The 25,886-nt window shown below is 54.7% G+C and carries 26 protein-coding genes and 3 tRNA genes; 14 read left to right on the plus strand and 15 right to left on the minus strand.

What is annotated here, in order from left to right:
• The first annotated feature begins 201 nt into the window (after nucleotides 1–201).
• Nucleotides 202–471, plus strand: coding sequence for a DUF1435 domain-containing protein (locus tag AM379_RS11005; protein ID WP_062777987.1), 270 nt, complete (start codon nucleotides 202–204; stop codon nucleotides 469–471).
• A gap of 40 nt (nucleotides 472–511) precedes the next feature.
• Here the strand turns inward: AM379_RS11005 and AM379_RS11010 are convergent.
• The 4 genes from AM379_RS11010 to rsmC all read right to left on the minus strand — a co-directional run bounded on the left by AM379_RS11010 (nucleotide 512) and on the right by rsmC (nucleotide 2,035).
• A tRNA-Leu gene (locus AM379_RS11010) sits at nucleotides 512–598 on the minus strand.
• Between the two features lie 33 nt (nucleotides 599–631).
• Nucleotides 632–718 (minus strand) — tRNA-Leu (locus tag AM379_RS11015).
• Nucleotides 719–746: 28 nt separating this feature from the next.
• Nucleotides 747–833 (minus strand) — tRNA-Leu (locus AM379_RS11020).
• A gap of 173 nt (nucleotides 834–1,006) precedes the next feature.
• On the minus strand, nucleotides 1,007–2,035 hold the full coding sequence (rsmC, locus tag AM379_RS11025) for a 16S rRNA (guanine(1207)-N(2))-methyltransferase RsmC (protein WP_014168516.1): 1,029 nt from the start codon (nucleotides 2,033–2,035) through the stop codon (nucleotides 1,007–1,009).
• A 102-nt stretch (nucleotides 2,036–2,137) separates the two neighbouring features.
• Between rsmC and AM379_RS11030 the strand changes: the two genes are divergently transcribed.
• The 8 genes from AM379_RS11030 to AM379_RS11065 all read left to right on the plus strand — a co-directional run bounded on the left by AM379_RS11030 (nucleotide 2,138) and on the right by AM379_RS11065 (nucleotide 8,505).
• Nucleotides 2,138–2,551: a DNA polymerase III subunit psi gene (locus AM379_RS11030; protein ID WP_106503708.1), complete on the plus strand. Its 414-nt coding sequence runs from the start codon at nucleotides 2,138–2,140 to the stop codon at nucleotides 2,549–2,551.
• Complete coding sequence (rimI, locus tag AM379_RS11035) at nucleotides 2,520–2,963, plus strand: ribosomal protein S18-alanine N-acetyltransferase (RefSeq protein ID WP_020885288.1); 444 nt, start codon at nucleotides 2,520–2,522, stop codon at nucleotides 2,961–2,963. The genes AM379_RS11030 and rimI overlap by 32 nt, the downstream gene beginning before the upstream one ends.
• 19 nt (nucleotides 2,964–2,982) lie before the next feature.
• On the plus strand, nucleotides 2,983–3,660 hold the full coding sequence (gene yjjG, locus AM379_RS11040) for a pyrimidine 5'-nucleotidase (RefSeq protein WP_014168519.1): 678 nt from the start codon (nucleotides 2,983–2,985) through the stop codon (nucleotides 3,658–3,660).
• 91 nt (nucleotides 3,661–3,751) lie between these two features.
• A complete protein-coding gene (gene prfC / locus AM379_RS11045) occupies nucleotides 3,752–5,341 on the plus strand; it encodes a peptide chain release factor 3 (protein ID WP_014168520.1) in 1,590 nt (529 codons plus the stop codon).
• A gap of 303 nt (nucleotides 5,342–5,644) precedes the next feature.
• Nucleotides 5,645–6,262, plus strand: a complete 618-nt coding sequence (gene osmY, locus AM379_RS11050; protein WP_020885287.1) for a molecular chaperone OsmY — start codon at nucleotides 5,645–5,647, stop codon at nucleotides 6,260–6,262.
• Nucleotides 6,263–6,391: 129 nt separating this feature from the next.
• On the plus strand, nucleotides 6,392–6,553 hold the full coding sequence (locus AM379_RS11055; protein ID WP_003856556.1) for a DUF1328 domain-containing protein: 162 nt from the start codon (nucleotides 6,392–6,394) through the stop codon (nucleotides 6,551–6,553).
• A gap of 120 nt (nucleotides 6,554–6,673) precedes the next feature.
• Nucleotides 6,674–7,726 carry a patatin-like phospholipase family protein gene (locus AM379_RS11060; RefSeq protein ID WP_020885286.1) on the plus strand — a complete coding sequence of 351 codons (1,053 nt, stop codon included), beginning with the start codon at nucleotides 6,674–6,676 and terminating at the stop codon, nucleotides 7,724–7,726.
• The gene (locus AM379_RS11065; protein WP_106503709.1) at nucleotides 7,723–8,505 is read left to right on the plus strand and encodes a TatD family hydrolase; all 783 of its coding nucleotides are present in this window, start codon (nucleotides 7,723–7,725) and stop codon (nucleotides 8,503–8,505) included. Before AM379_RS11060 ends, AM379_RS11065 begins: the two co-directional genes overlap by 4 nt.
• Here the strand turns inward: AM379_RS11065 and AM379_RS11070 are convergent.
• Both AM379_RS11070 and AM379_RS11075 read right to left on the minus strand, forming a co-directional pair.
• Entirely contained in the window at nucleotides 8,500–9,360 is an 861-nt protein-coding gene (locus tag AM379_RS11070; protein WP_106503710.1) for a YjjW family glycine radical enzyme activase, read from the minus strand. The genes AM379_RS11065 and AM379_RS11070 overlap by 6 nt on opposite strands.
• Entirely contained in the window at nucleotides 9,335–10,882 is a 1,548-nt protein-coding gene (locus AM379_RS11075) for a YjjI family glycine radical enzyme (protein ID WP_106503711.1), read from the minus strand. Before AM379_RS11075 ends, AM379_RS11070 begins: the two co-directional genes overlap by 26 nt.
• Before the next feature lie 261 nt (nucleotides 10,883–11,143).
• On the opposite strand from AM379_RS11075, the gene deoC reads away from it, so the two are divergent.
• The 4 genes from deoC (at nucleotide 11,144) to deoD (ending at nucleotide 15,406) form a co-directional block, all read left to right on the plus strand.
• On the plus strand, nucleotides 11,144–11,923 hold the full coding sequence (gene deoC / locus AM379_RS11080; protein ID WP_020885282.1) for a deoxyribose-phosphate aldolase: 780 nt from the start codon (nucleotides 11,144–11,146) through the stop codon (nucleotides 11,921–11,923).
• A gap of 56 nt (nucleotides 11,924–11,979) precedes the next feature.
• Nucleotides 11,980–13,302, plus strand: coding sequence for a thymidine phosphorylase (gene deoA / locus AM379_RS11085; protein WP_106503712.1), 1,323 nt, complete (start codon nucleotides 11,980–11,982; stop codon nucleotides 13,300–13,302).
• 53 nt (nucleotides 13,303–13,355) lie between these two features.
• Nucleotides 13,356–14,579 carry a phosphopentomutase gene (gene deoB / locus AM379_RS11090; protein ID WP_106503713.1) on the plus strand — a complete coding sequence of 408 codons (1,224 nt, stop codon included), beginning with the start codon at nucleotides 13,356–13,358 and terminating at the stop codon, nucleotides 14,577–14,579.
• Between the two features lie 104 nt (nucleotides 14,580–14,683).
• Nucleotides 14,684–15,406, plus strand: coding sequence for a purine-nucleoside phosphorylase (gene deoD, locus AM379_RS11095; protein WP_013095492.1), 723 nt, complete (start codon nucleotides 14,684–14,686; stop codon nucleotides 15,404–15,406).
• Between the two features lie 46 nt (nucleotides 15,407–15,452).
• On the opposite strand, the gene AM379_RS11100 is transcribed toward deoD, so the two are convergent.
• The 9 genes from AM379_RS11100 to AM379_RS11140 form a co-directional block, all read right to left on the minus strand.
• Complete coding sequence (locus AM379_RS11100) at nucleotides 15,453–16,157, minus strand: DUF1120 domain-containing protein (protein ID WP_068795231.1); 705 nt, start codon at nucleotides 16,155–16,157, stop codon at nucleotides 15,453–15,455.
• 117 nt (nucleotides 16,158–16,274) lie between these two features.
• Entirely contained in the window at nucleotides 16,275–16,844 is a 570-nt protein-coding gene (locus AM379_RS11105; protein WP_223398459.1) for a hypothetical protein, read from the minus strand.
• Complete coding sequence (locus AM379_RS11110) at nucleotides 16,841–19,255, minus strand: fimbrial biogenesis usher protein (protein WP_106503714.1); 2,415 nt, start codon at nucleotides 19,253–19,255, stop codon at nucleotides 16,841–16,843. The genes AM379_RS11105 and AM379_RS11110 overlap by 4 nt, the downstream gene beginning before the upstream one ends.
• Nucleotides 19,256–19,270: 15 nt before the next feature.
• Complete coding sequence (locus AM379_RS11115) at nucleotides 19,271–19,975, minus strand: fimbria/pilus chaperone family protein (RefSeq protein WP_044867940.1); 705 nt, start codon at nucleotides 19,973–19,975, stop codon at nucleotides 19,271–19,273.
• A gap of 71 nt (nucleotides 19,976–20,046) precedes the next feature.
• A complete protein-coding gene (locus AM379_RS11120; RefSeq protein WP_014168534.1) occupies nucleotides 20,047–20,763 on the minus strand; it encodes a DUF1120 domain-containing protein in 717 nt (238 codons plus the stop codon).
• A 251-nt stretch (nucleotides 20,764–21,014) separates the two neighbouring features.
• Nucleotides 21,015–21,725 (minus strand): DUF1120 domain-containing protein, encoded by a 711-nt coding sequence (locus tag AM379_RS11125; RefSeq protein ID WP_014168535.1) that lies wholly within the window; start codon nucleotides 21,723–21,725, stop codon nucleotides 21,015–21,017.
• A gap of 271 nt (nucleotides 21,726–21,996) precedes the next feature.
• Nucleotides 21,997–22,689, minus strand: coding sequence for a DUF1120 domain-containing protein (locus tag AM379_RS11130; RefSeq protein ID WP_068795229.1), 693 nt, complete (start codon nucleotides 22,687–22,689; stop codon nucleotides 21,997–21,999).
• A gap of 408 nt (nucleotides 22,690–23,097) precedes the next feature.
• Entirely contained in the window at nucleotides 23,098–24,114 is a 1,017-nt protein-coding gene (gene lplA, locus AM379_RS11135) for a lipoate--protein ligase LplA (protein WP_106503715.1), read from the minus strand.
• A gap of 39 nt (nucleotides 24,115–24,153) precedes the next feature.
• A complete protein-coding gene (locus AM379_RS11140) occupies nucleotides 24,154–24,798 on the minus strand; it encodes a YtjB family periplasmic protein (protein ID WP_020885273.1) in 645 nt (214 codons plus the stop codon).
• Between the two features lie 117 nt (nucleotides 24,799–24,915).
• On the opposite strand from AM379_RS11140, the gene serB reads away from it, so the two are divergent.
• Nucleotides 24,916–25,884, plus strand: a complete 969-nt coding sequence (gene serB, locus AM379_RS11145) for a phosphoserine phosphatase (RefSeq protein WP_020885272.1) — start codon at nucleotides 24,916–24,918, stop codon at nucleotides 25,882–25,884.
• Nucleotides 25,885–25,886 lie beyond the last annotated feature (2 nt).

Below are 25,886 nucleotides of genomic sequence, written 5' to 3' on the forward strand. Positions count from 1 at the left end.
ATTAATATTTAATTAAAACAGGTAAATAGGTGTTGTTTCGCAATGAAAGATGCAAAAAACTCAAAGAGTAATTATCAGAAAAACTTTAGGTCTAGTTAACAGGTGAGCAATTTATCACCTTAGGCATTTCCTGTCATTACAGGAAAGGTAAAGGGGGAGAGTTTTTGATTAATCGTGCTGACAAATGATAATTGATATCATATGATATTGGTTATCATTATCAGTGTGAGAGGGCGAACCATGTTGAACAGGGCGCTGGGAAGTGGTTGGGGAGTGTTACTGCCGGGGGCGATTCTTGGCGGTCTGATGTTTGCCGATCTCTCCATTGATGTCTGGAAAGCCCTCATTGTGTCAGGACTGTTAGTGACGTCAGGGATGATCTGGCATAAACAGCTGCGCCACTTTGTGTTACTGCCGTCATGCGTAGCACTGGTCAGTGGAATTCTGGTGATACTGATGAGTTTGAAATAAGCGGAAAGCGAGAAGAACGTCAGAAAGGATGTAAGATAATTGGTGCGAGGGGGGGGACTTGAACCCCCACGTCCGTAAGGACACTAACACCTGAAGCTAGCGCGTCTACCAATTCCGCCACCTTCGCACAGTCATCTTACTTTTTTTGATATCGCCTCGTTGGTGCGAGGGGGGGGACTTGAACCCCCACGTCCGTAAGAACACTAACACCTGAAGCTAGCGCGTCTACCAATTCCGCCACCTTCGCCCAGTGCGAGCAATATCAACGTGATTTATGGTGCGAGGGGGGGGACTTGAACCCCCACGTCCGTAAGGACACTAACACCTGAAGCTAGCGCGTCTACCAATTCCGCCACCTTCGCATACCATCGACACTGTAAAAGTATCGTAACCACGGAGGCGCATTCTAGATGTTTTCAGCTTTACGTCAACAGAAAAATGCGCACGCTGTTTTGATTGCTGCAAAAATGGCCGATGGTAGCGCCCGGTTTTGCCGGATAGCGGTTACGCCTATCCGGCCTGCCAGATAAGGGGATTACTTCTTAGCCTGACGCGTCATCACGGTGCGGTAAACCTTAAAGCGACCCGTCTGGGCGATGACTTCATGGAAGCCAAAGGTTTCATCCAGCACTTTCGGGTACGGCAAGAAGGCGTTAGCCACAATACGCAGTTCACCCCCGCTGTTCAGATGACGTACTGCACCACGGATCAGCGTTTGCGCCGCTTCAAGGCTGGTTTCCATACCATCGTGGAACGGCGGGTTGGAGATGATCATGTCGAAACGGCCATTCACATCAGAGAAGACGTTGCTGGCAAACACGTCGCCTTCCAGGCCGTTTGCAGCAAGCGTTGCGCGGCTTGCTTCAACCGCCGGGGCGCTCACATCGCACAGGGTTAAGCGCACTTTTGGCGAATGGCTCGCCAGTACGGTCGCCAGTACACCCGCGCCACAGCCGACATCCAGCACTTTGCCTTTCGTATGCGGCGTCAGGGTGGAGAGCAGCAGCTGGCTGCCCACGTCCAGACCGTCGCGGCTGAAGACGCCTGGCAGAGTTTTAATGGTCAGACCGTCAAGCTGATATTCATCCCAGAATTTCTCAGCATCAAAGGTCGCCTGTTTTTCCAGACGGCCGTGATACAGGCCACAGCGACGGGCGCTGTCGATTTTATTCAGCTGCGCATAGCCTTCCAGCATCTGTTCTGCGCTACGAACGCCGCTGCGGTTCTCACCGACCACGAAAATATCGCAGCCAACGGGCAGCAGAGAAAGCAGGTTCATCAGCTGGAACTGGGCTTCTGGCTTGTTCTTCGGCCAGTAGTAGATGAGCGTGTCGCAGTCGGCGATGTCGCTCTGTTCAGCGACCAGGCTAAAGCGCGCGCGGTCGTCCATCTGGCGGCTCAGTACCTGCCAGTGGTGGTAGTATTGGGTGTGGGCACGGCTTTCAGCACAGTCGAAACGTGCGGGCAGGTCATCCTGCATATCTCCGGCAAACAGAATACGGCTTTCTTCGAAATCATCACTGTGACGCAGCAAGACTTCACTTGCCGGGGTAAATGCAGACATGAATTGTTCCTCAATTAACTCAGGCGGGGATTATAGTAGGTAGATGGCGCAGTTTCGACACATTTGCTATATTTGCGCGCCTGAGAGACAGGAGTTTTCCCTATGACATCCCGACGAGACTGGCAGTTGCAGCAACTGGGCATCACCCAGTGGGCCTTGCGTCGCCCGACGGCGTTGAAGGGCGAAATCGCCATCTCCATCCCTGCGCACGTCCGGCTGGTGATGGTGGCGGAGGAACTGCCTGCCCTGAATGAACCCCTTATTGGTGATGTCCTTCGTAGCCTGAAGCTGACCACTGAACAGGTTTTACAGCTTACGCCAGACAGGGTCACCATGCTGCCATCCGACAGCCGCTGCAACAGCTGGCGTATGGGAGACATCGATGAGGTCTCCCTGGAAGGGAGCCAGATCTGCTCGCCAGCGCTGGACGAACTGAAAGCCAACCCAAAAGCGCGCAGCGCGCTATGGCAACAAATCTGCGAATATGAACACGATTTCTTCCCTCACGACGCCTGATCTGACCGCGGCGTACGCGATTGAAACGCGCGCCCATGCTTTTCCATGGAGCGAAAAAACCCTCGCCAGCAATCAGGGCGAGCGGTATCTGAATTACCGTCTGGACGTCGACGGCACGATGGCCGCTTTTGCCATCACGCAGGTCGTTCTGGACGAAGCGACGCTGTTTAATATCGCGGTTGATCCCGCGTATCAGCGCCGGGGGCTGGGAAGAGAACTGCTTGAGCATCTCATTCGCGAGCTCGAAACCCGTGACGTTTTCACCCTGTGGCTGGAGGTGCGCGCGTCGAATGTCGCCGCCATCGCACTCTATGAAAGCTTAGGCTTTAACGAGGCGACTATCCGCCGTAACTACTACCCCACCGCAGAGGGACGTGAAGACGCCATCATAATGGCTCTGCCGCTTGGATAACTAAAATAAGGTTGTAACGATGAAATGGGACTGGATTTTCTTTGATGCCGACGAAACGCTGTTTACGTTTGACTCGTTTGGCGGCCTACAGCGGATGTTTCTCGATTATAGCGTTACCTTCACCGCTGAAGACTTTCAGGACTATCAGGCGGTAAACAAACCGCTGTGGGTGGATTACCAGAACGGTGCCATCACCGCGTTACAGCTGCAGCACCAGCGCTTTGATGTCTGGGCCGAGCGGTTAAACGTCAGCCCGGGTGCGCTTAACGATGCCTTCCTTAATGCCATGGCGGATATCTGCGCGCCGTTGCCGGGCGCGGTTTCCCTGCTGGACGCCCTGAAGGGCAAGGCGAAGCTGGGCATTATTACCAACGGGTTTACCGCCCTGCAGCAGATCCGCCTTGAGCGTACGGGCCTGCGCGATCATTTTGACGCGCTGGTGATCTCTGAAGAGGTGGGCGTACCTAAGCCGGATCCGCGTATTTTTGATTATGCGCTGGAACAAGCGGGCAATCCCGATCGTGAACGAGTGCTGATGGTCGGGGACACCGCGGAGTCGGATATTCGTGGCGGGATGAACGCCGGCCTGTCGACCGTCTGGCTGAATGCACACGGTCGCACGTTGCCAGAAGGTATCCAGCCGACCTGGACCGTCACGTCATTGAACGAACTGGAGCAGCTCCTGTGTAAACAATGATTGCCTGCCCCCCATTGATGGGTAAAATAGCCGCATTTTTCGTATCCCATGATGCGCGGCCTGACGCCGCGCTTATATAGAAGATTTTATTATGACGTTGTCTCCTTATCTGCAAGAGGTGGCCAGGCGCCGTACTTTTGCCATTATCTCTCACCCGGATGCCGGTAAAACGACCATCACCGAGAAGGTGTTACTGTTCGGACAGGCGATTCAGACTGCGGGTACCGTAAAAGGCCGTGGTTCCAACCAGCATGCAAAATCTGACTGGATGGAGATGGAAAAGCAGCGTGGTATTTCCATTACCACCTCCGTGATGCAGTTCCCGTATCATGATTGCCTGGTCAACCTGCTGGATACCCCAGGGCACGAAGACTTCTCGGAAGATACCTACCGTACGCTGACGGCGGTGGACTGCTGTCTGATGGTCATCGACGCCGCAAAAGGGGTAGAAGATCGTACCCGTAAGCTGATGGAAGTTACCCGTCTGCGCGATACGCCGATCCTCACCTTTATGAACAAACTCGACCGTGACATCCGCGACCCGATGGAGCTGATGGATGAAGTGGAAAACGAGCTGAAAATTGCCTGTGCGCCTATCACCTGGCCCATTGGCTGCGGCAAGCTGTTCAAGGGTGTCTATCACCTTTATAAAGACGAAACCTATCTTTACCAGACCGGCAAAGGCCATACCATTCAGGAAGTCCGTATCGTAAAAGGTCTGGATAACCCGGAGCTGGATGCGGCTGTGGGTGAAGAGCTGGCCGCGCAGCTGCGTGACGAGCTGGAGCTGGTTCAAGGTGCATCTCACGAATTCGACAGAGAGCTGTTCCTGAGCGGTGAAATCACCCCGGTCTTCTTTGGTACCGCGCTGGGTAACTTCGGCGTTGACCATATGCTTGATGGCCTGGTGGAGTGGGCGCCACAACCGATGTCACGTAAAACTGACACCCGTGAAGTGGAAGCGAAAGAAGAGAAGTTCACCGGTTTCGTCTTTAAAATTCAGGCCAACATGGACCCGAAACACCGTGACCGCGTCGCCTTTATGCGCGTGGTGTCCGGTAAGTATGAAAAGGGCATGAAGCTGCGTCAGGTACGTATCGGTAAAGATGTGGTGATCTCCGACGCGCTGACCTTTATGGCGGGCGACCGTTCGCACGTTGAAGAGGCCTATCCGGGCGACATCATCGGTCTGCACAACCACGGTACGATTCAGATCGGCGATACCTTCACCCAGGGTGAAATGATGAAATTCACCGGTATTCCGAACTTCGCACCGGAACTGTTCCGTCGTATTCGCCTGCGCGATCCGCTGAAGCAGAAACAGCTGCTGAAAGGGCTGGTTCAGCTTTCCGAAGAGGGCGCTGTCCAGGTGTTCCGCCCAATCGCTAACAACGATCTGATCGTAGGCGCTGTCGGTGTGCTGCAGTTCGACGTGGTCGTTGCGCGTCTGAAGAGCGAGTACAACGTGGAAGCGATCTATGAATCGGTTAACGTGGCGACCGCGCGCTGGGTAGAGTGTTCTGACGTGAAGAAATTTGAAGAATTTAAACGTAAGAACGAAGTGCAGCTGGCGCTGGATGGCGGTGATAACCTGACGTATATCGCCCCAACCATGGTCAACCTGAACCTGACTCAGGAACGTTATCCTGATGTCCAGTTCCGCAAAACGCGCGAACACTGATCCCCTCTCAGAGCACGGCAATCGCCGTGCTCTTCTTTATTTCCTGTCTTATTAATCTCTTGCGGAATGTTCTTAATTCAACATTATTTCGCGTCTTTTGTTCGTTTTTTACCCAAATCTGAAAGCGGCACTGTGAGAGTGATCTATATTTAACTCAGTGTTTAACACCGGGCGTGGATGAATTAACTGTTCAATGCATGACTTTGGGTTCTCCATTTTGCCCGTGTGTTCATTCGCAATATATAAAACTAGCAATTAGGGAAGTATGTCGCCCGAATGACGGGTATACACAGGAATACATCGATGAATATGACAAGACTGAAGATTTCTAAAACTCTGCTGGCTGTGACACTGGGTAGCATCCTGGTAAGTGGTTCTGCTCTGGCTGAAACCAGCACTATGGATAAAGCGCAGTCCACCGCCGATACCGCAGGGCAAAAAATCGATAGCTCTATGAATAAAGTCGGTAATTTCATGGATGACAGCTCAATCACAGCAAAAGTGAAAGCCGCACTGGTGGATGATGAAGCTATCAAGAGCACCGATATTTCCGTTAAAACTGACAAGAAAGTTGTCACCCTGAGTGGTTTTGTAGAAAGCCAGGCCCAGGCCGAACAGGCGGTAAAAGTGGCGAAGGGTGTTGAAGGTGTAGCGTCCGTGAGCGACAAACTGCACGTTCGGGACAGCAAAAACGCGTCGGTGAAAGGGTATGCCGGAGATGCAGCCACCACCAGCGAAATCAAAGCTAAACTTTTAGCAGATGACATCGTGCCATCTCGTAAAGTGAAAGTGGAAACCACCGATGGCGTGGTTCAGCTTTCCGGTACGGTCGATTCTCAGGCGCAAAGTGAGCGCGCCGAGTCCATCGCGAAAGCGATCGATGGTGTTAAAAGCGTTAAAAACGATCTGAAAACGAAGTAAATCTGCACCATTCGCCCGTCTGGCTAACGTCAGCGGGCGAAATAAAAATGACTCTGGAAAATCGCCGGTGAGTGACCTGAGCGCGCTCACATTTAGCGGCCGACATTAACTATGGTAAAGGAGAAGCTTATGTTTCGTTGGGGCATTATATTTCTGGTTATCGCGTTAATTGCCGCCGCATTGGGCTTTGGTGGTCTGGCAGGTACAGCGGCATGGGCAGCAAAAATTGTCTTCGTCGTGGGTATTATTCTGTTCCTGGTCAGCCTGTTTACGGGTCGTCGACGTCCGTAGCAAACGCAATATTCCTTCAACAAAAAAAAGCCAGTCCTCGTGACTGGCTTTTTCTTGTTTCAGTCGCTGGTCGGGTGCGCTACTGTGTCATAACAGAAAAATGAAAACAGGAAAGCAGAGGTGGGGCAACGAATTCCCGTTACGCTCGGCAATATTGCGCCGCTGGCGTTAAAGCCGTTTCGCGCAGGCCCGCTTGCGCTGGTGTGTGAAGGTGGCGGACAGCGCGGCATTTTTACGGCCGGTGTGCTGGACGAGTTTATGCGCGCGCAATTCAACCCGTTTGACCTGTACTTCGGGACCTCTGCCGGGGCGCAAAACCTCTCTGCTTATGTCTGTAACCAGCCCGGCTACGCGCGAAAAGTGATCATGCGCTACACCACGGCGAAAGAATTTTTCAACCCGGTGCGCTTTGTGCGCGGCGGGAACCTGATTGACCTCGACTGGCTGCTGGATTCGACCTCAAGCCAGATGCCGCTGGCAATGGATACGGCGGCGCGCCTGTTCGACAGCGGAAAAGAGTTCTGGATGTGCGCCAGCCGTGGTGATGACTACACGCCGGGCTATTTCTCTCCTCAAAAAGAGAACTGGCTGGATATCATTCGCGCCTCCAGCGCCATTCCTGGTTTCTATCGTTCCGGTGCGCTGCTGGACGGCATCAGCTATCTGGACGGCGGCATCAGTGACGCGGTGCCGGTACAGGAAGCTGCGCGACGCGGGGCAAACACCATTGTGGTGATCCGCACCGTCCCGTCGCAAATGTACTATACCCCGCAATGGTTTAAACGCATGGAGCGCTGGTTAGGTGACAGCAGCCTGCAACATCTGGTCAATATCGCGAAGCAGCATGAAACGACCTACGGCGCCATGCAGCGCTTTATTGAAAAACCGCCGGGTAAGCTGCGTATATTTGAAATTTACCCGCCTAAACCGCTGGTCAGCATGGCGCTGGGCAGCCGCGTTCCTGCGCTGCGTACCGATTACAAAACGGGGCGCCTGTGCGGGCGTTACTTCCTGGCGACAATAGGCAAACTGCTGGCTGAACAACCGCCTATACATCGTCATAAAGCCATTATTACCCCACCGGCAGTGGTGGCGAATGATGCGCTGGCGATGCCACTGGTGGATGCTCCGCAGGCGAATGACGCATTGTTAGATAATGAGGATCTGGCGTGACGTACCGGTTTATCGATACCCACTGTCATTTTGATTTTCCACCGTTTACGGGGGATGAAGAGCAAAGCATCACGCGAGCTGCACATGCCGGCGTAGAGGCGATAATTGTGCCGGCGGTTGAAGCGGCATATTTTGAGCGGGTACTGGATCTTTCAAGGCGGCACCAGGCGCTGTACGCCGCGCTCGGCCTGCATCCCATTGTGATTGAACACCATCTTGATGAGCATATCGACGCGCTGGACGCCATTGTGCAGACGGCTGGCGACAAACTTGTCGCCATCGGTGAGATCGGCCTCGATCTCTATCGCGACGATCCGCAGTTTGCGCGCCAGCAGACGATCCTTGATGCGCAGCTGCGGCTGGCGAAGCGCCACGATCTGCCGGTGATCCTTCACTCCCGCCGAACCCATGACAAACTGGCAATGCATCTGAAGCGTATCGATCTTCCGCGAAGGGGCGTTGTGCACGGCTTTTCAGGGAGCCTGCAGCAGGCGCAGCGCTTTATTGCGCTGGGCTATAAAATTGGCGTCGGGGGTACCATCACCTATCCACGCGCCAGTAAAACCCGCGATGTGATGGCGCAGCTGCCGCTCGAAGCATTATTACTGGAAACCGACGCACCGGATATGCCGCTCAACGGTTTTCAGGGGCAGCCAAATCGCCCGGAGCAGGCCGCTCGGGTCTTTGACACGCTTTGTGAGCTGCGCGAGGAGCCGGAAGAGGTGATTGCGCGTGCCCTGCTGGAGAATACCCGCGCGGTATTTGGTATTACGTTATAGATAAAGCGCTGGTCGGATCACCACGATCTGCTGTTGTTCCAGCGCCTGCGCCAGCGGCTCAATATCTTCCGGCGTGGCGCTGCGCCAGGACGCCGCTTCACCGTAAACGCCGTGAGCATGAAAGGCGTTAATGCGTACCGGGACATTGCCCAATGTGTGGATAAACGCCGTCAGCGCTTTGAGATGCTCCAGATAATCACACTGCTCCGGGATCACCAGTAACCGCAGTTCCGCCAGCCGCTGGTGGTGTGCCAGCCAGCGGATACTGTGCTTAATCTGCGGATTTTCGCGTCCGGTCAGGAAGCGATGGTGTTCGTTCCCCCATGCCTTCAAATCCACCATTGCCCCGTCGAATACCGGCAGCAGTTTTTGCCAGCCGGTTTCCCCTAACAGACCGTTGCTGTCCACCAGACACGTCAGGTGTTGCAGGGCGGGATCGGTTTTGATCGCCGTGAAGAGCGCCACCAGGAACGGTAGCTGCGTTGTCGCTTCACCGCCGCTCACGGTAATGCCTTCAATAAAGGGTGCGGATTTAGAGAGCTGAATGAGGATCTCGTCGACGCTAAAACGGTGTGCCATTGGCGTTGCCTGCTGCTGGCACAACTGCAGGCAGGTATCACACTGCTGACACTGACTCTCCTGCCACCAGACTCGCCCGGCCTGTATGTTCAGCGCATCGTGCGGGCAGTGGGGTACGCAGTCGCCACAGTCGTTGCAGCGTCCGATGGTCCACGGATTGTGGCAGGTTTTGCAGCGCAGGTTGCAGCCCTGGAGAAACAGAGCCAGGCGGCTGCCCGGCCCGTCCACGCAGGAGAAGGGGATCACCTGACTAACTAAAGCGCATCTGCTGTTCATGGCTTATCACGCGTGGCTGGCGCTCCAGGATGCGGGTGTGTCGGGCGGCTTCTTCTCCAAGCCAGGTGGTGTTAGTGCGTGACCCTGCTTCACGGTATTTCTCCAGGTCGGACAACCGCACCATATATCCGGTCACGCGTACCAGATCGTTACCGGCCACGTTGGCGGTGAACTCCCGCATTCCGGCATTGAACGCACCCAGACACAGTTGCACCACAGCCTGCGGGTTGCGTTTGACCGTCTCGTCCAGCGTCAGGATGTCGCTAATCCCGGCGTGATAGTGCTTGTGGTGTGGCGCCACGCTCAGCAGGTGGCTAATCGGGTCTGGCTCCTCCCCGTAAGGCAACCGCGCGCCCGGCGTCGTACCGATATCAGAGCTTATTCCGGACTGGGCATGCAGCATCGCACGCTGTTTCCAGCCGTATTTCACCGGCGTGTTTTCAACAAACGCCGCGAGCTGTTCGCTGATCCGATACCCCAGCGCGTTGGCCTGGTCGTCTTTACCGTAACGGCCCGGTGAACCCGCTTTCTCACACAGCACGTTCACCGCTTCGGCCAGGCCGTACATGCCGAACATCGGCACAAAGCGGTCGGGATCAATCAGCCCCTCTTTGACGAGGAAGCTATTCTCAAAGAAGCCGGATTTTTGATACAGGAACTCGCAGCGGGCATTGATGACGGCCAGTTGCTGCTGGCAGTAGTGGGGCAACGTACGGGTAAAAAAGTCTTCGGGCGAGTCGCTATGTTCGGCAATGGCCTTCAGGTTCAGGCGCACCAGCGTGCTGCCACCGCCTGCCAGCGGCAGGGAGTTGTAACAACTCACGATGCCATAACGGCCTTTTGTGAAAATTTTATCATTTACCGGGCCGTTAGAAATATGGGGTTTGCTGCATTCACAGAGGTTTTCGGCCACCCTGAGCAGCAGCGAATCTGGCGTGATATCGGGATCATAAATAAAGGTCAGATTCGGTGCGACCTGCTTCAGCTCTGCATCAGCGCGTAAAATCGCGCGGGTAACGGGCGTGTCCGCCGGACCAATATTGGCATGCATAAACGCATCCGGAAGCGTTCTGTCGAGATAGCGCCAGAAACGTTTTATTCGGCTATCGATTTCTTCTTGTGTTAGAATCCTAACATACGGTTGCAGTAATGCATCAAGATGACCGAGGAAGACCGGCATCGATGTGACAGAAGGAACATGGTGGTACAGGATGGTCAGCAGTGAGAGCGCGTCATCCAGATCCTTTGCCCCTTCCAGTTCCAGCCATGCTGAGCCGTTGGCGAGGAATCTGGCGTAATCAGGCAGAACATAGCGCGGTTTATAAGGCGCATGGCCTTCGAACATGTCGCAGATAAATCCCTCTTCCAGCGCGGTGCGAGCGGCCTGAGGCAGCGCGGGGTAGGGAAGATGGTTCTCCGCCTCCAGCGCCAGAAAATGACGTTTTTGCTCGGGGGTCAATACCGGGCTTGTCACAATTTGCTGGCAACGTTGTTGCAGTGCGTGAGGGCTGGCGTGGGACATATTCGCTTCCTTTATGGTTCTGCGGATGATGACCGAATTGTAGGAAGTCATCCCGGGGGGACTTTTGATCCCACACCGGGTATCGCTGCTTTAATCAGCAGCGACAGCAGTAAAATTTGAAGTTCATCTCATTACAGTAATGCAAATTTGTACGCAGTTTTCATTAACTGTGATGAATGTCGAAGTGTAAGTGCGGCTGGATGTTAGAATAGTCACAGACCGCAAGGTGAAATTTATACGGCGATGCCGTTGGAGAATGTTATGACCGATTTAACTGCAAGCAGCCTGCGCGCGTTGAAACTGATGGACCTGACCACCCTGAATGATGACGACACCAATGAGAAAGTCATCGCCCTGTGCCATCAGGCGAAAACGCCCGTCGGGAACACTGCAGCCGTCTGTATCTACCCGCGCTTTATCCCCATTGCCCGTAAGACGCTGAAAGAGCAGGGCACGCCGGATGTACGCATTGCAACCGTGACTAACTTCCCGCACGGCAATGACGACATCGAGATTGCGCTGGCTGAAACCCGCGCGGCCATCGCGTACGGTGCTGACGAAGTGGACGTGGTATTCCCGTACCGTGCGCTGATCGCCGGTAACGAGCAGGTTGGTTTTGACCTGGTGAAAGCGTGTAAAGACGCTTGTGCTGCGGCAAACGTGCTGCTGAAAGTGATCATCGAAACCGGTGAGCTGAAAGAAGAAGCGCTGATCCGTAAAGCGTCTGAAATCTCCATCAACGCGGGTGCGGATTTCATCAAAACCTCTACCGGTAAAGTGCCGGTGAACGCAACGCCGGAAAGCGCGCGCATCATGATGGAAGTGATCCGTGATATGGGCGTGGAAAAAACCGTAGGCTTCAAACCTGCGGGCGGCGTGCGCACGGCTGAAGATGCGCAGCAGTTCCTGGCGATTGCCGATGAACTGTTTGGCCCGGCGTGGGCGGATTCCCGTCACTATCGCTTTGGTGCATCCAGCCTGCTGGCGAGCCTGCTGAAAGCGCTGGGTCACGGCGACGGTAAGAGCGCAAGCAGCTACTGATTTTTATCCTGCGGCGGGCCATCCGCCGCATTTAACCTGTTTTCTCGGGGGTTACCGTGTTTCTCGCACAAGAAATTATTCGTAAAAAACGTGATGGTCATGCATTAAGCGACGAAGAGATCCGCTTCTTTATCAATGGCATTCGTGATAACACCATCTCTGAAGGGCAGATTGCTGCTCTGGCGATGACCATTTTCTTCCACGATATGTCGATGCCTGAGCGTGTATCGCTGACCATGGCGATGCGAGATTCAGGAACCGTTCTGGACTGGAAAAGCCTGAACCTCAACGGCCCGATTGTGGATAAACACTCAACCGGCGGTGTTGGTGATGTGACGTCGCTGATGCTGGGCCCAATGGTGGCGGCCTGTGGTGGTTATATCCCCATGATCTCCGGGCGTGGCCTGGGACATACCGGCGGTACGCTCGACAAACTGGAAGCCATCCCGGGCTTCGATATCTTCCCGGATGACCATCGCTTCCGCGACATTATTAAAGACGTTGGTGTGGCGATTATCGGCCAGACCAGCTCTCTTGCTCCTGCAGACAAGCGCTTCTACGCGACCCGCGATATCACCGCGACCGTCGACTCTATTCCCCTGATTACCGCCTCTATCCTCGCCAAGAAACTGGCAGAAGGCCTGGATGCGCTGGTCATGGATGTGAAAGTGGGCAGCGGCGCCTTTATGCCGACCTATGAACTTTCCGCGGCGCTGGCAGAAGCCATTGTGGGCGTCTCCAACGGAGCGGGCGTGCGTACTACCGCCCTGCTGACGGACATGAACCAGGTGCTGGCGTCCAGCGCAGGCAACGCCGTGGAAGTGCGTGAAGCCGTGCAGTTCCTCACCGGTGAATACCGGAACCCGCGTCTGCTTGATGTCACCATGGCCCTGTGCGTGGAGATGCTGATCTCCGGCAAGCTCGCCAGCGATGATGCCGACGCACGCGCCAAACTTCAGGCGGTGCTGGATAACGGCAAAGCGGCAGAGATCTTCGGCCGCATGGTAGCGGCGCAGAAAGGCCCGACCGACTTCGTGGAACACTACGCGAAATACCTGCCAACGGCGACGCTCAGCAAAGCGGTCTACGCCGATACCGAAGGCTTTGTCTCGGCGATGGATACGCGCGCGCTCGGCATGGCGGTCGTGTCGATGGGCGGCGGTCGTCGTCAGGCCTCGGACACCATTGATTACAGCGTCGGCTTTACCGATATGGCGCGTCTGGGTGACAGCGTTGATGGTCAACGTCCGCTGGCCATGATCCACGCCAAAGATGAAGCCAGCTGGCAGGAAGCGGCGAAGGCGGTGAAAGCGGCCATTACGCTTGATGATAAAGCACCGCAAAGCACACCGACTGTCTATCGCCGTATCACCGAATAGCGGTATACTGATCTGATCGATAATTTTTGAAGCACTACGTACGGAGAACAATTATGAAACGTGCATTTATTATGGTGCTGGACTCATTCGGCATCGGCGCAACCGAAGATGCAGAACGTTTTGGTGACGTGGGTTCCGATACCATGGGTCACATCGCTGAAGCCTGTGCGAAAGGCGAAGCGGACAATGGTCGTAAAGGCCCTCTGACTCTGCCAAACCTGACCCGTCTGGGTCTGGTGAAAGCCCATGAAGGCTCTACCGGTAAAATTGCAGCCGGTATGGACGGCAATGCGGAAGTGGTAGGCGCGTACGCCTGGGCGCACGAGCTCTCTTCCGGTAAAGATACTCCGTCTGGCCACTGGGAAATCGCCGGCGTGCCGGTTCTCTTCGACTGGGGTTACTTCTCCGATCACGAGAACAGCTTCCCGCAGGAGCTGCTGGACAAGCTGGTTAAGCGTGCCAATCTGCCGGGCTACCTCGGTAACTGTCACTCTTCCGGTACCGTGATTCTGGACGAACTCGGTGAAGAGCACATGAAAACCGGCAAGCCGATTTTCTACACCTCTGCCGACTCCGTGTTCCAGATTGCCTGCCACGAAGAGACCTTTGGCCTGGATAAGCTTTACGAGCTGTGCGAAATCGCACGTGAAGAGCTGACCGAAGGCGGCTATAACATCGGTCGCGTGATTGCACGTCCGTTTATCGGTGATAAAGCGGGTAACTTCCAGCGTACCGGTAACCGTCATGACCTGGCCGTTGAGCCACCGGCACCGACTGTACTGCAGAAGCTGGTTGACGAGAAAGGCGGCCACGTGGTGTCCGTGGGGAAAATTGCAGACATCTATGCCAACTGCGGTATCACCAAAAAAGTGAAAGCCACCGGTCTGGATGCGCTGTTTGACGCCACCATCAAAGAGATGAAAGAAGCGGGTGACAAGACTATCGTCTTCACCAACTTCGTGGACTTCGACTCCTCCTGGGGCCACCGTCGTGACGTGGCCGGTTATGCCGCGGGACTGGAACTGTTTGACCGCCGTCTGCCGGAGCTGATGGAGCTGGTGGGTGAAGATGACATTCTGATCCTGACCGCCGACCACGGCTGCGACCCAACCTGGGCCGGTACCGACCACACGCGCGAGCACATTCCTGTGCTGGTGTACGGCCCGAAAGTGAAACCTGGCTCGCTGGGCCACCGTGAAACCTTCGCCGATATCGGTCAGACTATTGCGAAATACTTTGGTACGTCCGACATGGAATATGGCAAGGCCATGTTCTAAACACATCCGGGCGTATCCCCTCTCTCTCCGGGAGAGGGAGAACACCATGCAGGCCGGGCAGGCGCCGCCGCCACCCGGCAAAAACACGATAAAAGGAACTGAAGATGGCAACTCCTCACATTAATGCCGAAATGGGTGATTTCGCTGACGTCGTATTGATGCCGGGCGACCCACTGCGCGCGAAGCACATTGCAGAAACTTTCCTCGAAGACGTGCGTGAAGTGAACAACGTTCGCGGCATGCTGGGCTTCACCGGTACGTACAAAGGCCGCAAAATCTCCGTGATGGGTCACGGTATGGGTATCCCATCCTGCTCCATCTACACCAAAGAGCTGATCACCGATTTCGGCGTGAAGAAAATCATTCGCGTAGGCTCCTGCGGTGCAGTACGTATGGACGTTAAGCTGCGTGATGTGGTTATCGGCATGGGCGCGTGCACGGACTCTAAAGTTAACCGTATGCGTTTCAAAGACCATGACTTTGCCGCCATCGCTGACTTCGGCATGGTGCGTAACGCGGTTGACGCCGCAAAAGCGCTGGGCGTAGACGCACGCGTGGGTAACCTGTTCTCAGCTGACCTGTTCTATGCACCAGACGGCGGCGAGATGTTCGACGTGATGGAAAAGTACGGCATCCTGGGTGTGGAAATGGAAGCTGCAGGGATCTACGGTGTCGCGGCTGAGTTTGGCGCGAAAGCACTGACCATCTGCACCGTGTCTGACCATATCCGTACGCACGAGCAGACGACCGCTGCTGAGCGTCAGACCACCTTCAACGACATGATCAAAATCGCGCTGGAATCCGTTCTGCTGGGCGACAAAGAGTAATGTTGTACTGCCGGGCGGCGTTCGCTGCCCGGCATGCTCTTCCCGGTTACAAATACACCACGCTGATGGTCGCCTGACCGTCAAACTCCGTATCTTCTGTTAAAGACAGATTCTTCAGATTCTCGACCGCCAGCGACACGTTCAGCGGGAAAGAGACGCTGGTGACCGCCATCGGGTCGTTTTTGCCCGCCGGTGCAACGCTCATCAGACCCAAATCCTTATTGGCGATGGTACCACCGTTGGCTTTCTGCCAGCGGCTCACGCCCGCTCCCGCGGTCACGGCCGTACGGATAGGCTCAGCGTTATTGCCGTTCGCCGTCACATCGCCTGGCGTGGTGTAAATGGAGTACGCGCCGATGTTTTTACCATCGTGCGTTTTGCCCAGCCCAAAGGTGCTCATCGCACCGCGAAGTTCACCGCCGTTAGCATTGGCGTTTTTCACCTTCAGGTTACTGCTGCTGCCCGTGCTGGCGTTGGAATCGGTACGGTTATCCGCAATGCTCCAGCCCACCTTTGTTGGCGTAGGGCAGTTGATCGTCAGCATCACCCCTTTTTCGCCCAGCTGCGTAGCCTGGGTTTGCGACAAATCGCCAATCTGAATCCTGCCAAAATCGATCACGCCATTATTGCTCAGCTCCGGTACACACGAGGCACCGGCAAGCGAGGCTTTGACTTTCAGCACGGCGGTATCGCCCGCGTGTGCGGATGTGGCCGCCAGGGCCAGCGCGACAACGAGTAAACATTTTTTCATTGTTAATCCTTAACATAAATAAAAAGCATGACATTGCGGGGTATTAACCCGTCAGTATTTGTAACGGTAGTGCTTTTCTACGCTTCACGCAGGCAGGTACCTGACGCGTGAATGGGGTTATTCCTGTGTTAATAATTCCCAGGCCATATTGCTCTCAAGAAGGGTATTGTCAGCAACATGACGAAGCTGGCTGTTATTAATGACGGGAACAATCTTAAGGGTGAAGCTCATGTGTTTACCCCGCACCGGCACGGCATTTTGCCGGGCAACGAGACCTTCATTATTTTTGATAAACGCGCGTTGCGTCGGACTGGAGGAGGGCGTAAAACCGATACGGTCCGTCGTTTTCGCCAGCGTGCAGGCATGCCCGTCAACCACCATATTGTCGGCAATAATGGCCAGTCGCCCGTCCTGACCAAAGAGAACCCCTCCATTGACGCCCGCAGTGGACTGCAGAAACAGCGCCATCACTCTCGGCTCCGGGCAGAAGACGTTGGCCGTAATTTCTTTGGCCGGCATTCGGTTCCAGTTCTTCTGCGAGGCGGCGATATCCGACGGTTTGAGTTTTCCAAACGAGACAACAGGCTGCGAAAACGTAACCTGACACTCTTCACTGGACGCGCGTGCGGAGAAGAGCAAAATCATGCTGGCAAACGCCGCGAATAAAAGGGAATAACAGGTTTTCACTGGCACATTCCTTCTGCTTTTTCGTAATAGGACTCGGTATTTTTGTCTTCGCTGAGCGAATACGTGATATGGCAAATTTTTGCCATGTTGTCGTCCACCACATACAGGGCGGGCGCATCCGTGGCGTCGGGAATAAACACGCTGCCGTTATCCATTACGCTGACGATATAACGGCTGTCTTTATCCACCACGCTAAGCCCTCTGGCGAGCCATGACCCGTCAGGGCGTTTCACGGTCAGCATTAGACGACGCGTGTTCAGCACGTGGAAATCCACCTGCGCGAATGAGCCGTAAGCTGCGGAAACGGTCTGTATCCCGTTTGATAAATCCATTCCCTGTGGCAGGGAGCTGGCATCAATGACAATCTGAGAGGTTTGCCACTCGCGCAGACCCGGCACCACGGCTTGTCCCCACGCATCGGTCCAGACGGTTCCATCGGGCGTGGTGATTTGAATACCGCTTTCCGGCTCGCTTAATCGCGCAATGCCAAAGGTGTCTTTAATCGGGTAGGGTGCAAACGTAATGCCATGACCATGCAGGGCGATGCCGCCGCTGAGGGAGGTGCTGTAATTATGCTGATTCCCGTCGTTCAGCCCTGCGGCCATGCCCAGCTGTGCATAGTGCAGGTTGGTGCTGACATTGCCGTTAAACGACTGGGTCTTGTCCTGATTGTCGCGATCGACCGAGAGGTTGTAATTGGTGTTTTGACCCCACGATCCGCTGTCCTGAATACCGAGGTTTTGTTTTTCACCCTGGCTGCGCATATAGGTACTGATGCGCTCAGTGCCAAACGGAATGACCAGATTAAGATAGAGCAGGTCGCCATCACTTGTGCCGCCCTTCTCCGTCTCACTGCTGCTGAGGGCGTGCTGCCAGTTCACTGAGAGCGACGTGTGCCCCAGACTCTTGCCCCAGGAGACCATCAGGTAGCGGGAGCTACTGCTCTCTTCATCGCCGGCATTCTCGCTGTACTGGAATGAAAGCGAGCCAACCCATGCATTGTTCCAGTTGAGGCTGGTATTCCAGGCGCTTTGATAGCGTTGGGATTCAGCGTCCATCGCCTCGTTTAACTCCCGGTAGCCGGTGCTGTAGGTTGATGCGCTGACCCCAAGCGTGAGCTGCTCGGGCAGGGAAAGGTGACTTTGCAATTCTATCTTGCGGCCATTTTGTTGACCGTAGAACTGCGCGCGGCTCATCTGAACGCTGGGAGAAAGGAGCCAGTACTCGGCTGGCGACCATTCCAGCATCGCCCCGAGGGCCTGATACTGCTCTGCCAGCACGCCCGCCGTGACGCCGGTGAGCTGGGGCGTAAACCGGGTTCCGTCAGAAAAATTAAATACCCAGGGCGACCCCTGTTCATCCCCGGTATCGCGAACTTTACCCAACGAGACGCTGAGCCCTTCGGTGCGCGTCATCCCGCTCACGTTCAGTGAGGAGGAAGGAACCGTAAACGTCGTGGTGGAACCGTCGGTTTCGACCACGCTGATGTCCAAATCCACGTTGCCACGCACCACCGGGACATCGGTCAGAGTAAACGGACCGGCATTCACCAGCGAAGAGTAGATAACCTGCCCGGACTGACGAACGTCAACGCGCGCCTGGTTGGTGCGGGCGATGCCGGAAATAGTCGTCGCCGGAATATTCGGTTGCAGGCCCGTTTCCGGCAGGAACTGAACGCCATTAATTTGTGCGCCACTGAACAGCGCCGAGTTGACGTTAATCTGCCCCGCCTGAATGCGAAGCTTCCGTTCTTCGAAGACGTGTTCCGCGTAGGTATAGAGATTCTCTGTGCTGCGGGTTCCGTTATCGTCGGTCAGGATAAAGTTGCTGCGCAGTGTCCAGTTCGCCACGTTGAGACCGGCGCCAATATTGCCCTGGGAAAAGGTACTGTTTCCGCCGCTGCCGTACTCGTTGTAGTTGCTGAACGCACTGTAATTGATAAGACCCGCCGCACCGCCGTGCGCGTAGTATTTCGCGGCATAGAAACCATTGTCCATCGCCTCTGCGGGAACATAAATCTCAAGCGACTCCGCGTTGGGTAGCAGCGTGACGGTGGCCGTCGGGTAATCTTGCAGAAGATTATGGCAGGGCTCTTTTGCATCGATATTCAGCGGGAGAAGACCTGCCGCACGGGTAAAGTCATCATCCAGACACAGTTGCCCTTCCTCTCCCACGCGGATCGCAAGCGTGCCTTTATCGACGCCGTTAATTTTTACCTGCACGGCATGCGGCCCCGGCAGGTATCGCTGGGCCTGGGAGAAGTAGTGGGCGAGGTTGGTGCTGATACCGCGGGTCGCCAGAATATCGGTATTAAAATCCATACCGGCCGCCGATACCGACTGGGCGGGCAATGTCAAAGCCCCCAGTATGGCGGCGCGAAGCGTCTGATTACGCAAAGAGAACTCAATCACCAAAACATCCCTGTCTTACTGGCGCGTCAGGGAAGCGGTAAAGCTCTCAACTTCAATCCCGTAGCGGCTGGCCGGATTGAACTCAATGGCGTTATCGGTGCCGTTAACCGGGGTGTCGGTCTGCACCGTCATGGTCTCTCCCGGCAGGATAAACGTCTTGTTGACCAGGCCTTCCGTATGCGAAGGCAGTAAGGTGACAGAGGTGGAGAAACGGACCACGTAGGCGGACGGATTCTGCACCTTGACCTCTTTCCCGGTGACTGACCAGGTCAGTAATTTCCAGGCGTCGGTGACCACCGGCAGATCTTTGGGATGGATCAGGACCGGTAAATCCTGACGCAGGTTGATCCCGACCTTCACGTTTTTATCCGTGCTTTTGGGCGGAATACCTTCGAACACCACGCGTTTGTACTGTTCAACGCTAAGCGGTTTGTCGGTTTCAAGAATAAAGCGAACCTGTTGCTCCTGGCCTGGCTCAAGGCGCACTACCGGTTGGGTGACGTTGAGTTTTACCCCCTGGTCGCCCCCGATATCCCGGATGGAGGTGTAAAGCAGGGTGGGAATGCTGTCGGTGTTTTTCACGCTCATGACGCCGCCGTGGTTCGCTTCGTCAATCAGCAGCAGGGTGGTTTCAGGCACCATTCCGGCGGCAAAAAGCGAAGCCGGAAGGGCGAGGCACAGTGAGCAGATCAAACGTGTTGATGTGTGGATCGTAGACATAGTGGGTTTCATTCGCTGGTCAGGAAAAAAACTCCCCATGTAACTGGAGAGTTTTGCGTCAGGGGGCTGGATTAGAGGTAAACCAGGGTGATCGTTGACTGGCCTTCAAGCTCGGTTTTGTCGGTCAGGGTCAGCTTGTCGCTTGGGGCTACGGCCAGCGCAATCTTCAGCGGGAATGCCGCGCTCATGAAGGCTAAAGGTGCACGCTGGCCGCTTTTGGAAACGGTCATGACGTCGGTGCCATCGTTGGAGAGGATGCCGCTGGTCCACATGTTCATCCAGCTTCTGCTGCTGATCGTGCCGCCGGTATACAGGGTAGCCGCGATAGGCTGTACCGCCGCGCCGTCTGCGGTAACGGAGGTCAGGTAGGTAGAAATGGCATACGCACCGATGTTCTCGCCGGCGCTGGTTTTACCTACGCCGTTCAGTTGGCTGGAGCCAGAAGCCTGGCCACCGTTTGCGGTAGCGTTATCCACGTGGAATTGGTTGGCTGGCAGGCTGGCACCGGCGTTGGAATCCGCGCGATCGTCGTGAAGCGTCCAGCCCACGCGTGTGGCGGACTGGCACTTGATGGTCAGGGTGACATCTTTATGGCCTGCCTGATATGGCACGCTGGAGGAGAGGGAGTCCAGACCGATTTCACCGAAGTTGGCCAGACCCCCGTTGCTGATTTCCGGCACGCAGCCTGCGCTGGTCAGTGAGCCCTGTACTTTGAGCATGGCGGTCGGTTCTGCGCAAACGGCTGTTGCCGCCATGGATAGCACGGTGGCAAGAAGAAGCTTTTTCATTGTTATTCCTTAACCTGAAAGAGAGTGACTAAAAAAGATATTTTTAGTCCGCAAAGTGCTTGCATGAATACACGTGTTAAATAACAAGCGCCGCTGATTCTATTAATGATTCACAGAATGCAATAATTAGATTTTCTAACGAGCACATTGAGATTTTATTAAGTCATTACAATCAGATATGAATGGATTTATATTCTGCTTTAAAACGGCGGGATATCCCGCCGGAGAAAAGAAAACATGACCTTAACGTATCAGAGATAAACCAGCGTAATGGTGGTTTCGCCGCTCAGTTGAGCTTCATCGGTCGTGGTCAGGCGATCGGTATTCACAATGGCCATCGAGACTTTAAACGGGAAGACGACGTTGGTAATCGCCAGCGGAGAAGATTTGCCTGGGGTGGTCGCCGTCATAATTTCTGCGTTACCGTTGGCAATAATACCGGTACTCAGGTTACGCCACATGTATTCGCCATTGCTGTTGACGTACGCCGGGGCATAAATGGCCTGAGCCGGAAGACCATTGGCGGTAACTTCATTCACGCGCGTTGCGATGGCATACGCCCCAATCTTTTCGCCCGCAGCCGTGGTGCCAACGCCATAGGTGGTGCCAGCGCCCCAGGCATCACCTCCGTTATCCGCCGCATCGCGGATGTAGAACTGGCTGGACGTCAGGTCATTTGCCGCATTGGTATCTTCTTTATTGTCCGCGATGCTCCAGGCCACTTTGGTCGCTGAAGGGCAGTTAATGGTTAACGACATGTCCTTTTGACCCATCTGATTCGTCTGGGTAGGAGAAAGTTGATCCAGGGCGATGGTGCCAAAATCGATAGAACCGCCATTGCTTAATTCAGGCGTACAGGACGCATTATTCATTTTGCCTTTCACCTTCATCACAACGGTAGAGTCGGCGAGCGCAGCGTGCGAAGCCACGGCAATCAGAGTGGCGAGAAGAAGTTTTTTCACTGTTATTCCTTAACCAAAAAGTGGACATTTTCTTATGTGCGTGTAATTAACGTATTGATTCACAAGCGCGGGAATTCTATTAATGGTCAGAGTTATTTGTGAAATGAGAAATTCTACACTCGGTTGTGAGTTTAATTAAGGGCTGTAAATACAATCATGTATGTATTTACGTCTTGCGAATAATATGATGGATGCAGTATGAATAAAGGAATAAAAAACGGCGAATTAAATTCGCCGTCAGAGATACGTTATCGCCTGAGCGATAATTTAATTAGAGGTATTTCAGCGTAATGGTCGCCTGACCATCCAGTTCGGTATCTTCGGTAATGGTCAGTCTGTTGGTATTCCTGATTGCCATGGAGACTTTCATTGGGAATACGGCTTCGGTAAAGGCCATCGGCACGAGTTCACCCGGTTTGGCGACGGACATGGTTTCGTAGTCATCCAGAACAAGACGACCCGTCGTATTTTTATTCCATTTAGTCAGATTAGTGCCTCCCGCGGTAATCGCATCAGCAGGTGCGCCGTCTACCGTGACATATGGCAGGTTGGTATACACTGCCCATCCGCCAATCTTCTGACCTTCTTTGGTAAAACCTAAACCGCTTGTGTACTGAGGGCTGAATGTCGAGCTGCCATCAACGGCAGAATCATCGACTTCAATATAATGGCCATCAGCCAGACTGTCTTTGCGGTTGTCGTACATTGTCCAGCCGACTTTGGTCGCAGAATTACAGGTAATTGTCATGGTGATATCACGCTGGCCGAGCTGGTTATCCTCAGTCGCGCTCAGTGAGCCCATTGATATTTTGCCATAATCTACTGCACCGCCGTTGCTCATTGTAGGAGTACATGACGCGTTGGTCAGTTTGCCTTTCACTTTCATGACGGCGGTGTTAGCCGCATGGGCTGCGGTCATGGACGTTGCCGCAGCGATGGCCGCGACAAGAAGAATTTTTTTCATTGTTGTTCCTTAACGAAGAGAAATTATAGAGCTGTCGACTAGTAATGTAATCAATAGGTTTTATATATGGGTGTAACCACGGGCGGTAGTATATTGTGGCTGCTCTAAATGGTGTATTTAGAATTTCTAAACGGGCAGTAATGAAAATATAAAAGCATAGATGGTGTGAATATTTTCACGCATTTTACGGGCATATTTCCGCTTTTATTGTTCAATTTATTATTGAAAGTTATTAGCGGTTTTCGTAAGGCCGGGAAGCATTCAATGCCCTTCCCGACGATAATATAATATTTTTTAATGAGATGGGGCAGGCTGGATCCCTGAAGCCTGCTTAAAAAATAAGAATAAGACGTTATCGCGTAAACAGGTTACATCACTCGCCCGGCGAAGCACGCCGGGCGACATGGTTTAGCGTACGGCCTGCGAAAGCCAGGCTGAAAGCTCGCCCAGCTCGATTGCCTGATCGGGGAACTCGCCACGTAATGCCTCACATGTCAGCTGCACCGTGTCGGCCCGATACAGGCAGCCCTGTAAGCGGCTGGCCAGCGCCTCCAGCGGCGCAGGGTTCAGGCTGTCCGTAAAGACCTGCGCCCGGGTAATGTGGCCTTTTTCCACGTCAAAATGAAGCTCCACGCCGCCCCAGGTGAAGCGCTCGTCCAGCAGGTGCGAGAAGGCCGGCGCCTGACCAAAGTTCCACTCCCAGCTGCTCTGACGGGCAAAGGTTTCCGCAAAGTTTGGCAGGTCAGGGGTGTTATCCGGGGAGATCACTTCGGCTTCGACCCGCTCACCGTAGTGATCGAAAAACGCTTCGCGGATGGCATCGCAGATCTGTTCGTGGGTGATGCCCGGCAGTAATTCGATCAGGTTGGCGACGCGGCCACGCACGGAGGTGATACCTTTGGCCTGCAGTTTTTTCTTATCGGGATTAAGGTAATTCGCAAGACGGCTGAGGTCGGCATTCAGCAACAATGTACCGTGATGGAATCCCCGGTCCAGGGTTTCACGGTAGGCGGAGCCGGAGACTTTGCGATCCCCGTCGGGGGTTTTGACGACCAGATCGTTGCGGCCTGACGCTTCGGCAGTCACGCCCAGCGATGTCAGGGCGTTAAGCACAATCGCGGTGGAAATGCTTTTATCGTATTCAGGTTTGCCCGCCATAAAGGTAAAGCAGGTATTGCCGAGGTCGTGAAATACCGCGCCGCCGCCGCTGCTGCGTCGCGCCAGGCGGACGTTATCCTCTTCCATACGCCGGGTATTACACTCTTTCCAGGGATTCTGCGCACGGCCAATCACCACCGTATCGGCGTTGCGCCATAAAAATAACACCCGTTGAGTGGCTGGCATCTGACGGAAGATGCACTCTTCTACCGCGAGATTGAACCAGGGATCGTGAGAGTCAGAGATAAGCAGGCGTAACGTCGTCATGGCAAAGTTCCTTTTCCGAATCGTAAGCCTACTTTATCACTATTCTTTCTTATCGCCCTCGTCCTCTTCGGGCACCGATTTACTGGCGGTCAGGAGGAAAGGCGATTGCTGCCAGCGGGTGCGTTTACCCTGCAGCAGCGTGCGTGCCAGCACCACACCGATGGCCAACGAGAGCAGCAGCATCAGGCGCAAAATATTGGTGGTGTTGTCCACCTGTTTTGCTTCGGTGGGCAGGGTGTGGGTGTCGAGCGTCAGCCGCAAATACCCGAGCGGACCATTTTTCCCCTGCACGGGTTCGACGATCTGCTGATTGAAATAGCCGCCGGCTTTTTTGCCGTCCAGCGCCAGCCTGTCACGGACGTCAACGTGCTCACCGGCACGGGCGATCAAGTCGCCCTGTTCGTCGTAGACACCAGCATCAAGAATGCGGCTGTTTTCGGTTAACTGGCGTAATATCTGACCTATGCGCTTCTCGTCCGGCGTTTCGGTGCGCATCGCCGGGGCGATGTTGAGCGTGACCTGACGCGCCAGAGTACGCGCCAGTTCCTCAAACTGCGGGTTACGTTGCCGCTGGTGATTCTGGCTGAACCACGATGCTCCTTGCATCAGCGCGACCAAGAGTGCGAGACATATCAGGACAATCACGGCACGATGAAGTCGGAATTTCAGTTTTGCGCGAGCCATATTCCACCTGCTGAAAATTTACGGCTTAATGTTGCCAGAAGTGATGGTTACAAGGTAGCCTCATGCGTTATTTTCCCTCTGGAACCTTCCGGCGCGAACGAATTCACAGGAGCTTCAATGCCGAACATTACCTGGTGCGACCTGCCTACGGATGTCTCTTTATGGCCAGGATTGCCGCTCTCTTTAAGTGGTGATGAGGTGATGCCTCTGGATTACCACGCTGGCCGTAGCGGCTGGCTGCTGTACGGACGCGGCCTGGACAAGCAACGCCTGACCCAATATCAAACCAAACTGGGTGCAGCGATGGTCATCGTGGCGGCCTGGTGCGTAGAGGATTATCAGGTCATCCGCCTGGCAGGTTCCCTGACGCAGCGCGCGACCCGCCTGGCGCATGATGCCGGCCTGGACGTGGCGCCTCTCGGCAAAATTCCACACCTGAAAACGCCGGGTCTGCTGGTGATGGACATGGATTCCACCGCCATCCAGATCGAGTGCATCGACGAGATCGCCAGGCTTGCCGGCAGCGGCGAGCTGGTGGCCGATGTGACCGAACGGGCAATGCGCGGCGAGCTGGATTTCACCGCCAGTCTGAGACAGCGCGTGGCGACCCTGAAAGGGGCCGACGCGAACATCCTGCGCCAGGTGCGTGATGAGCTGCCGTTAATGCCGGGGCTGACGCAGCTGGTGCTGAAGTTAGAAACGCTGGGCTGGAAAGTGGCTATCGCCTCGGGCGGGTTCACCTTCTTCGCCGACTACCTTCGCGACACGTTGCGCCTGACCACCGTGGTGGCGAATGAGCTGGAAATCATGGACGGCAAGCTGACCGGCCAGGTGATCGGCGATATCGTGGATGCCCAGTACAAAGCCAATACCCTGACCCGTCTGGCGGAAAAATATGAAATTCCTGTCGTCCAGACCGTTGCCATCGGTGATGGCGCGAACGACCTGCCGATGATCAAAGCGGCAGGCCTTGGCATTGCCTACCATGCCAAGCCTAAAGTGAATGAAAAGACGGAAGTCACCATCCGTCATGCTGACCTGATGGGGGTGTTCTGCATTCTCTCCGGCAGCGTGAATCAGAAATAACG

The sequence above is a fragment of the Enterobacter cloacae complex sp. FDA-CDC-AR_0132 genome (assembly GCF_003010695.1).
GTDB lineage: Bacteria > Pseudomonadota > Gammaproteobacteria > Enterobacterales > Enterobacteriaceae > Enterobacter > Enterobacter ludwigii.

Coding starts and splice junctions, on each gene's coding strand:
- deoB (WP_106503713.1), top strand. CDS start 13,356: ATGAAACGTGCATTTATTATGGTGCTGGACTCATTCGGCATCGGCGCA.
- rsmC (WP_014168516.1), bottom strand. CDS start 2,035: ATGTCTGCATTTACCCCGGCAAGTGAAGTCTTGCTGCGTCACAGTGAT.
- AM379_RS11100 (WP_068795231.1), bottom strand. CDS start 16,157: ATGAAAAAATGTTTACTCGTTGTCGCGCTGGCCCTGGCGGCCACATCC.
- AM379_RS11120 (WP_014168534.1), bottom strand. CDS start 20,763: ATGAAAAAGCTTCTTCTTGCCACCGTGCTATCCATGGCGGCAACAGCC.
- AM379_RS11070 (WP_106503710.1), bottom strand. CDS start 9,360: ATGAACAGCAGATGCGCTTTAGTTAGTCAGGTGATCCCCTTCTCCTGC.
- serB (WP_020885272.1), top strand. CDS start 24,916: ATGCCGAACATTACCTGGTGCGACCTGCCTACGGATGTCTCTTTATGG.
- AM379_RS11005 (WP_062777987.1), top strand. CDS start 202: ATGATATTGGTTATCATTATCAGTGTGAGAGGGCGAACCATGTTGAAC.
- deoD (WP_013095492.1), top strand. CDS start 14,684: ATGGCAACTCCTCACATTAATGCCGAAATGGGTGATTTCGCTGACGTC.
- AM379_RS11130 (WP_068795229.1), bottom strand. CDS start 22,689: ATGAAAAAAATTCTTCTTGTCGCGGCCATCGCTGCGGCAACGTCCATG.
- AM379_RS11115 (WP_044867940.1), bottom strand. CDS start 19,975: ATGTCTACGATCCACACATCAACACGTTTGATCTGCTCACTGTGCCTC.
- deoC (WP_020885282.1), top strand. CDS start 11,144: ATGACCGATTTAACTGCAAGCAGCCTGCGCGCGTTGAAACTGATGGAC.
- yjjG (WP_014168519.1), top strand. CDS start 2,983: ATGAAATGGGACTGGATTTTCTTTGATGCCGACGAAACGCTGTTTACG.
- osmY (WP_020885287.1), top strand. CDS start 5,645: ATGAATATGACAAGACTGAAGATTTCTAAAACTCTGCTGGCTGTGACA.
- AM379_RS11030 (WP_106503708.1), top strand. CDS start 2,138: ATGACATCCCGACGAGACTGGCAGTTGCAGCAACTGGGCATCACCCAG.
- AM379_RS11075 (WP_106503711.1), bottom strand. CDS start 10,882: ATGTCCCACGCCAGCCCTCACGCACTGCAACAACGTTGCCAGCAAATT.
- lplA (WP_106503715.1), bottom strand. CDS start 24,114: ATGACGACGTTACGCCTGCTTATCTCTGACTCTCACGATCCCTGGTTC.
- prfC (WP_014168520.1), top strand. CDS start 3,752: ATGACGTTGTCTCCTTATCTGCAAGAGGTGGCCAGGCGCCGTACTTTT.
- AM379_RS11140 (WP_020885273.1), bottom strand. CDS start 24,798: ATGGCTCGCGCAAAACTGAAATTCCGACTTCATCGTGCCGTGATTGTC.
- rimI (WP_020885288.1), top strand. CDS start 2,520: ATGAACACGATTTCTTCCCTCACGACGCCTGATCTGACCGCGGCGTAC.
- AM379_RS11055 (WP_003856556.1), top strand. CDS start 6,392: ATGTTTCGTTGGGGCATTATATTTCTGGTTATCGCGTTAATTGCCGCC.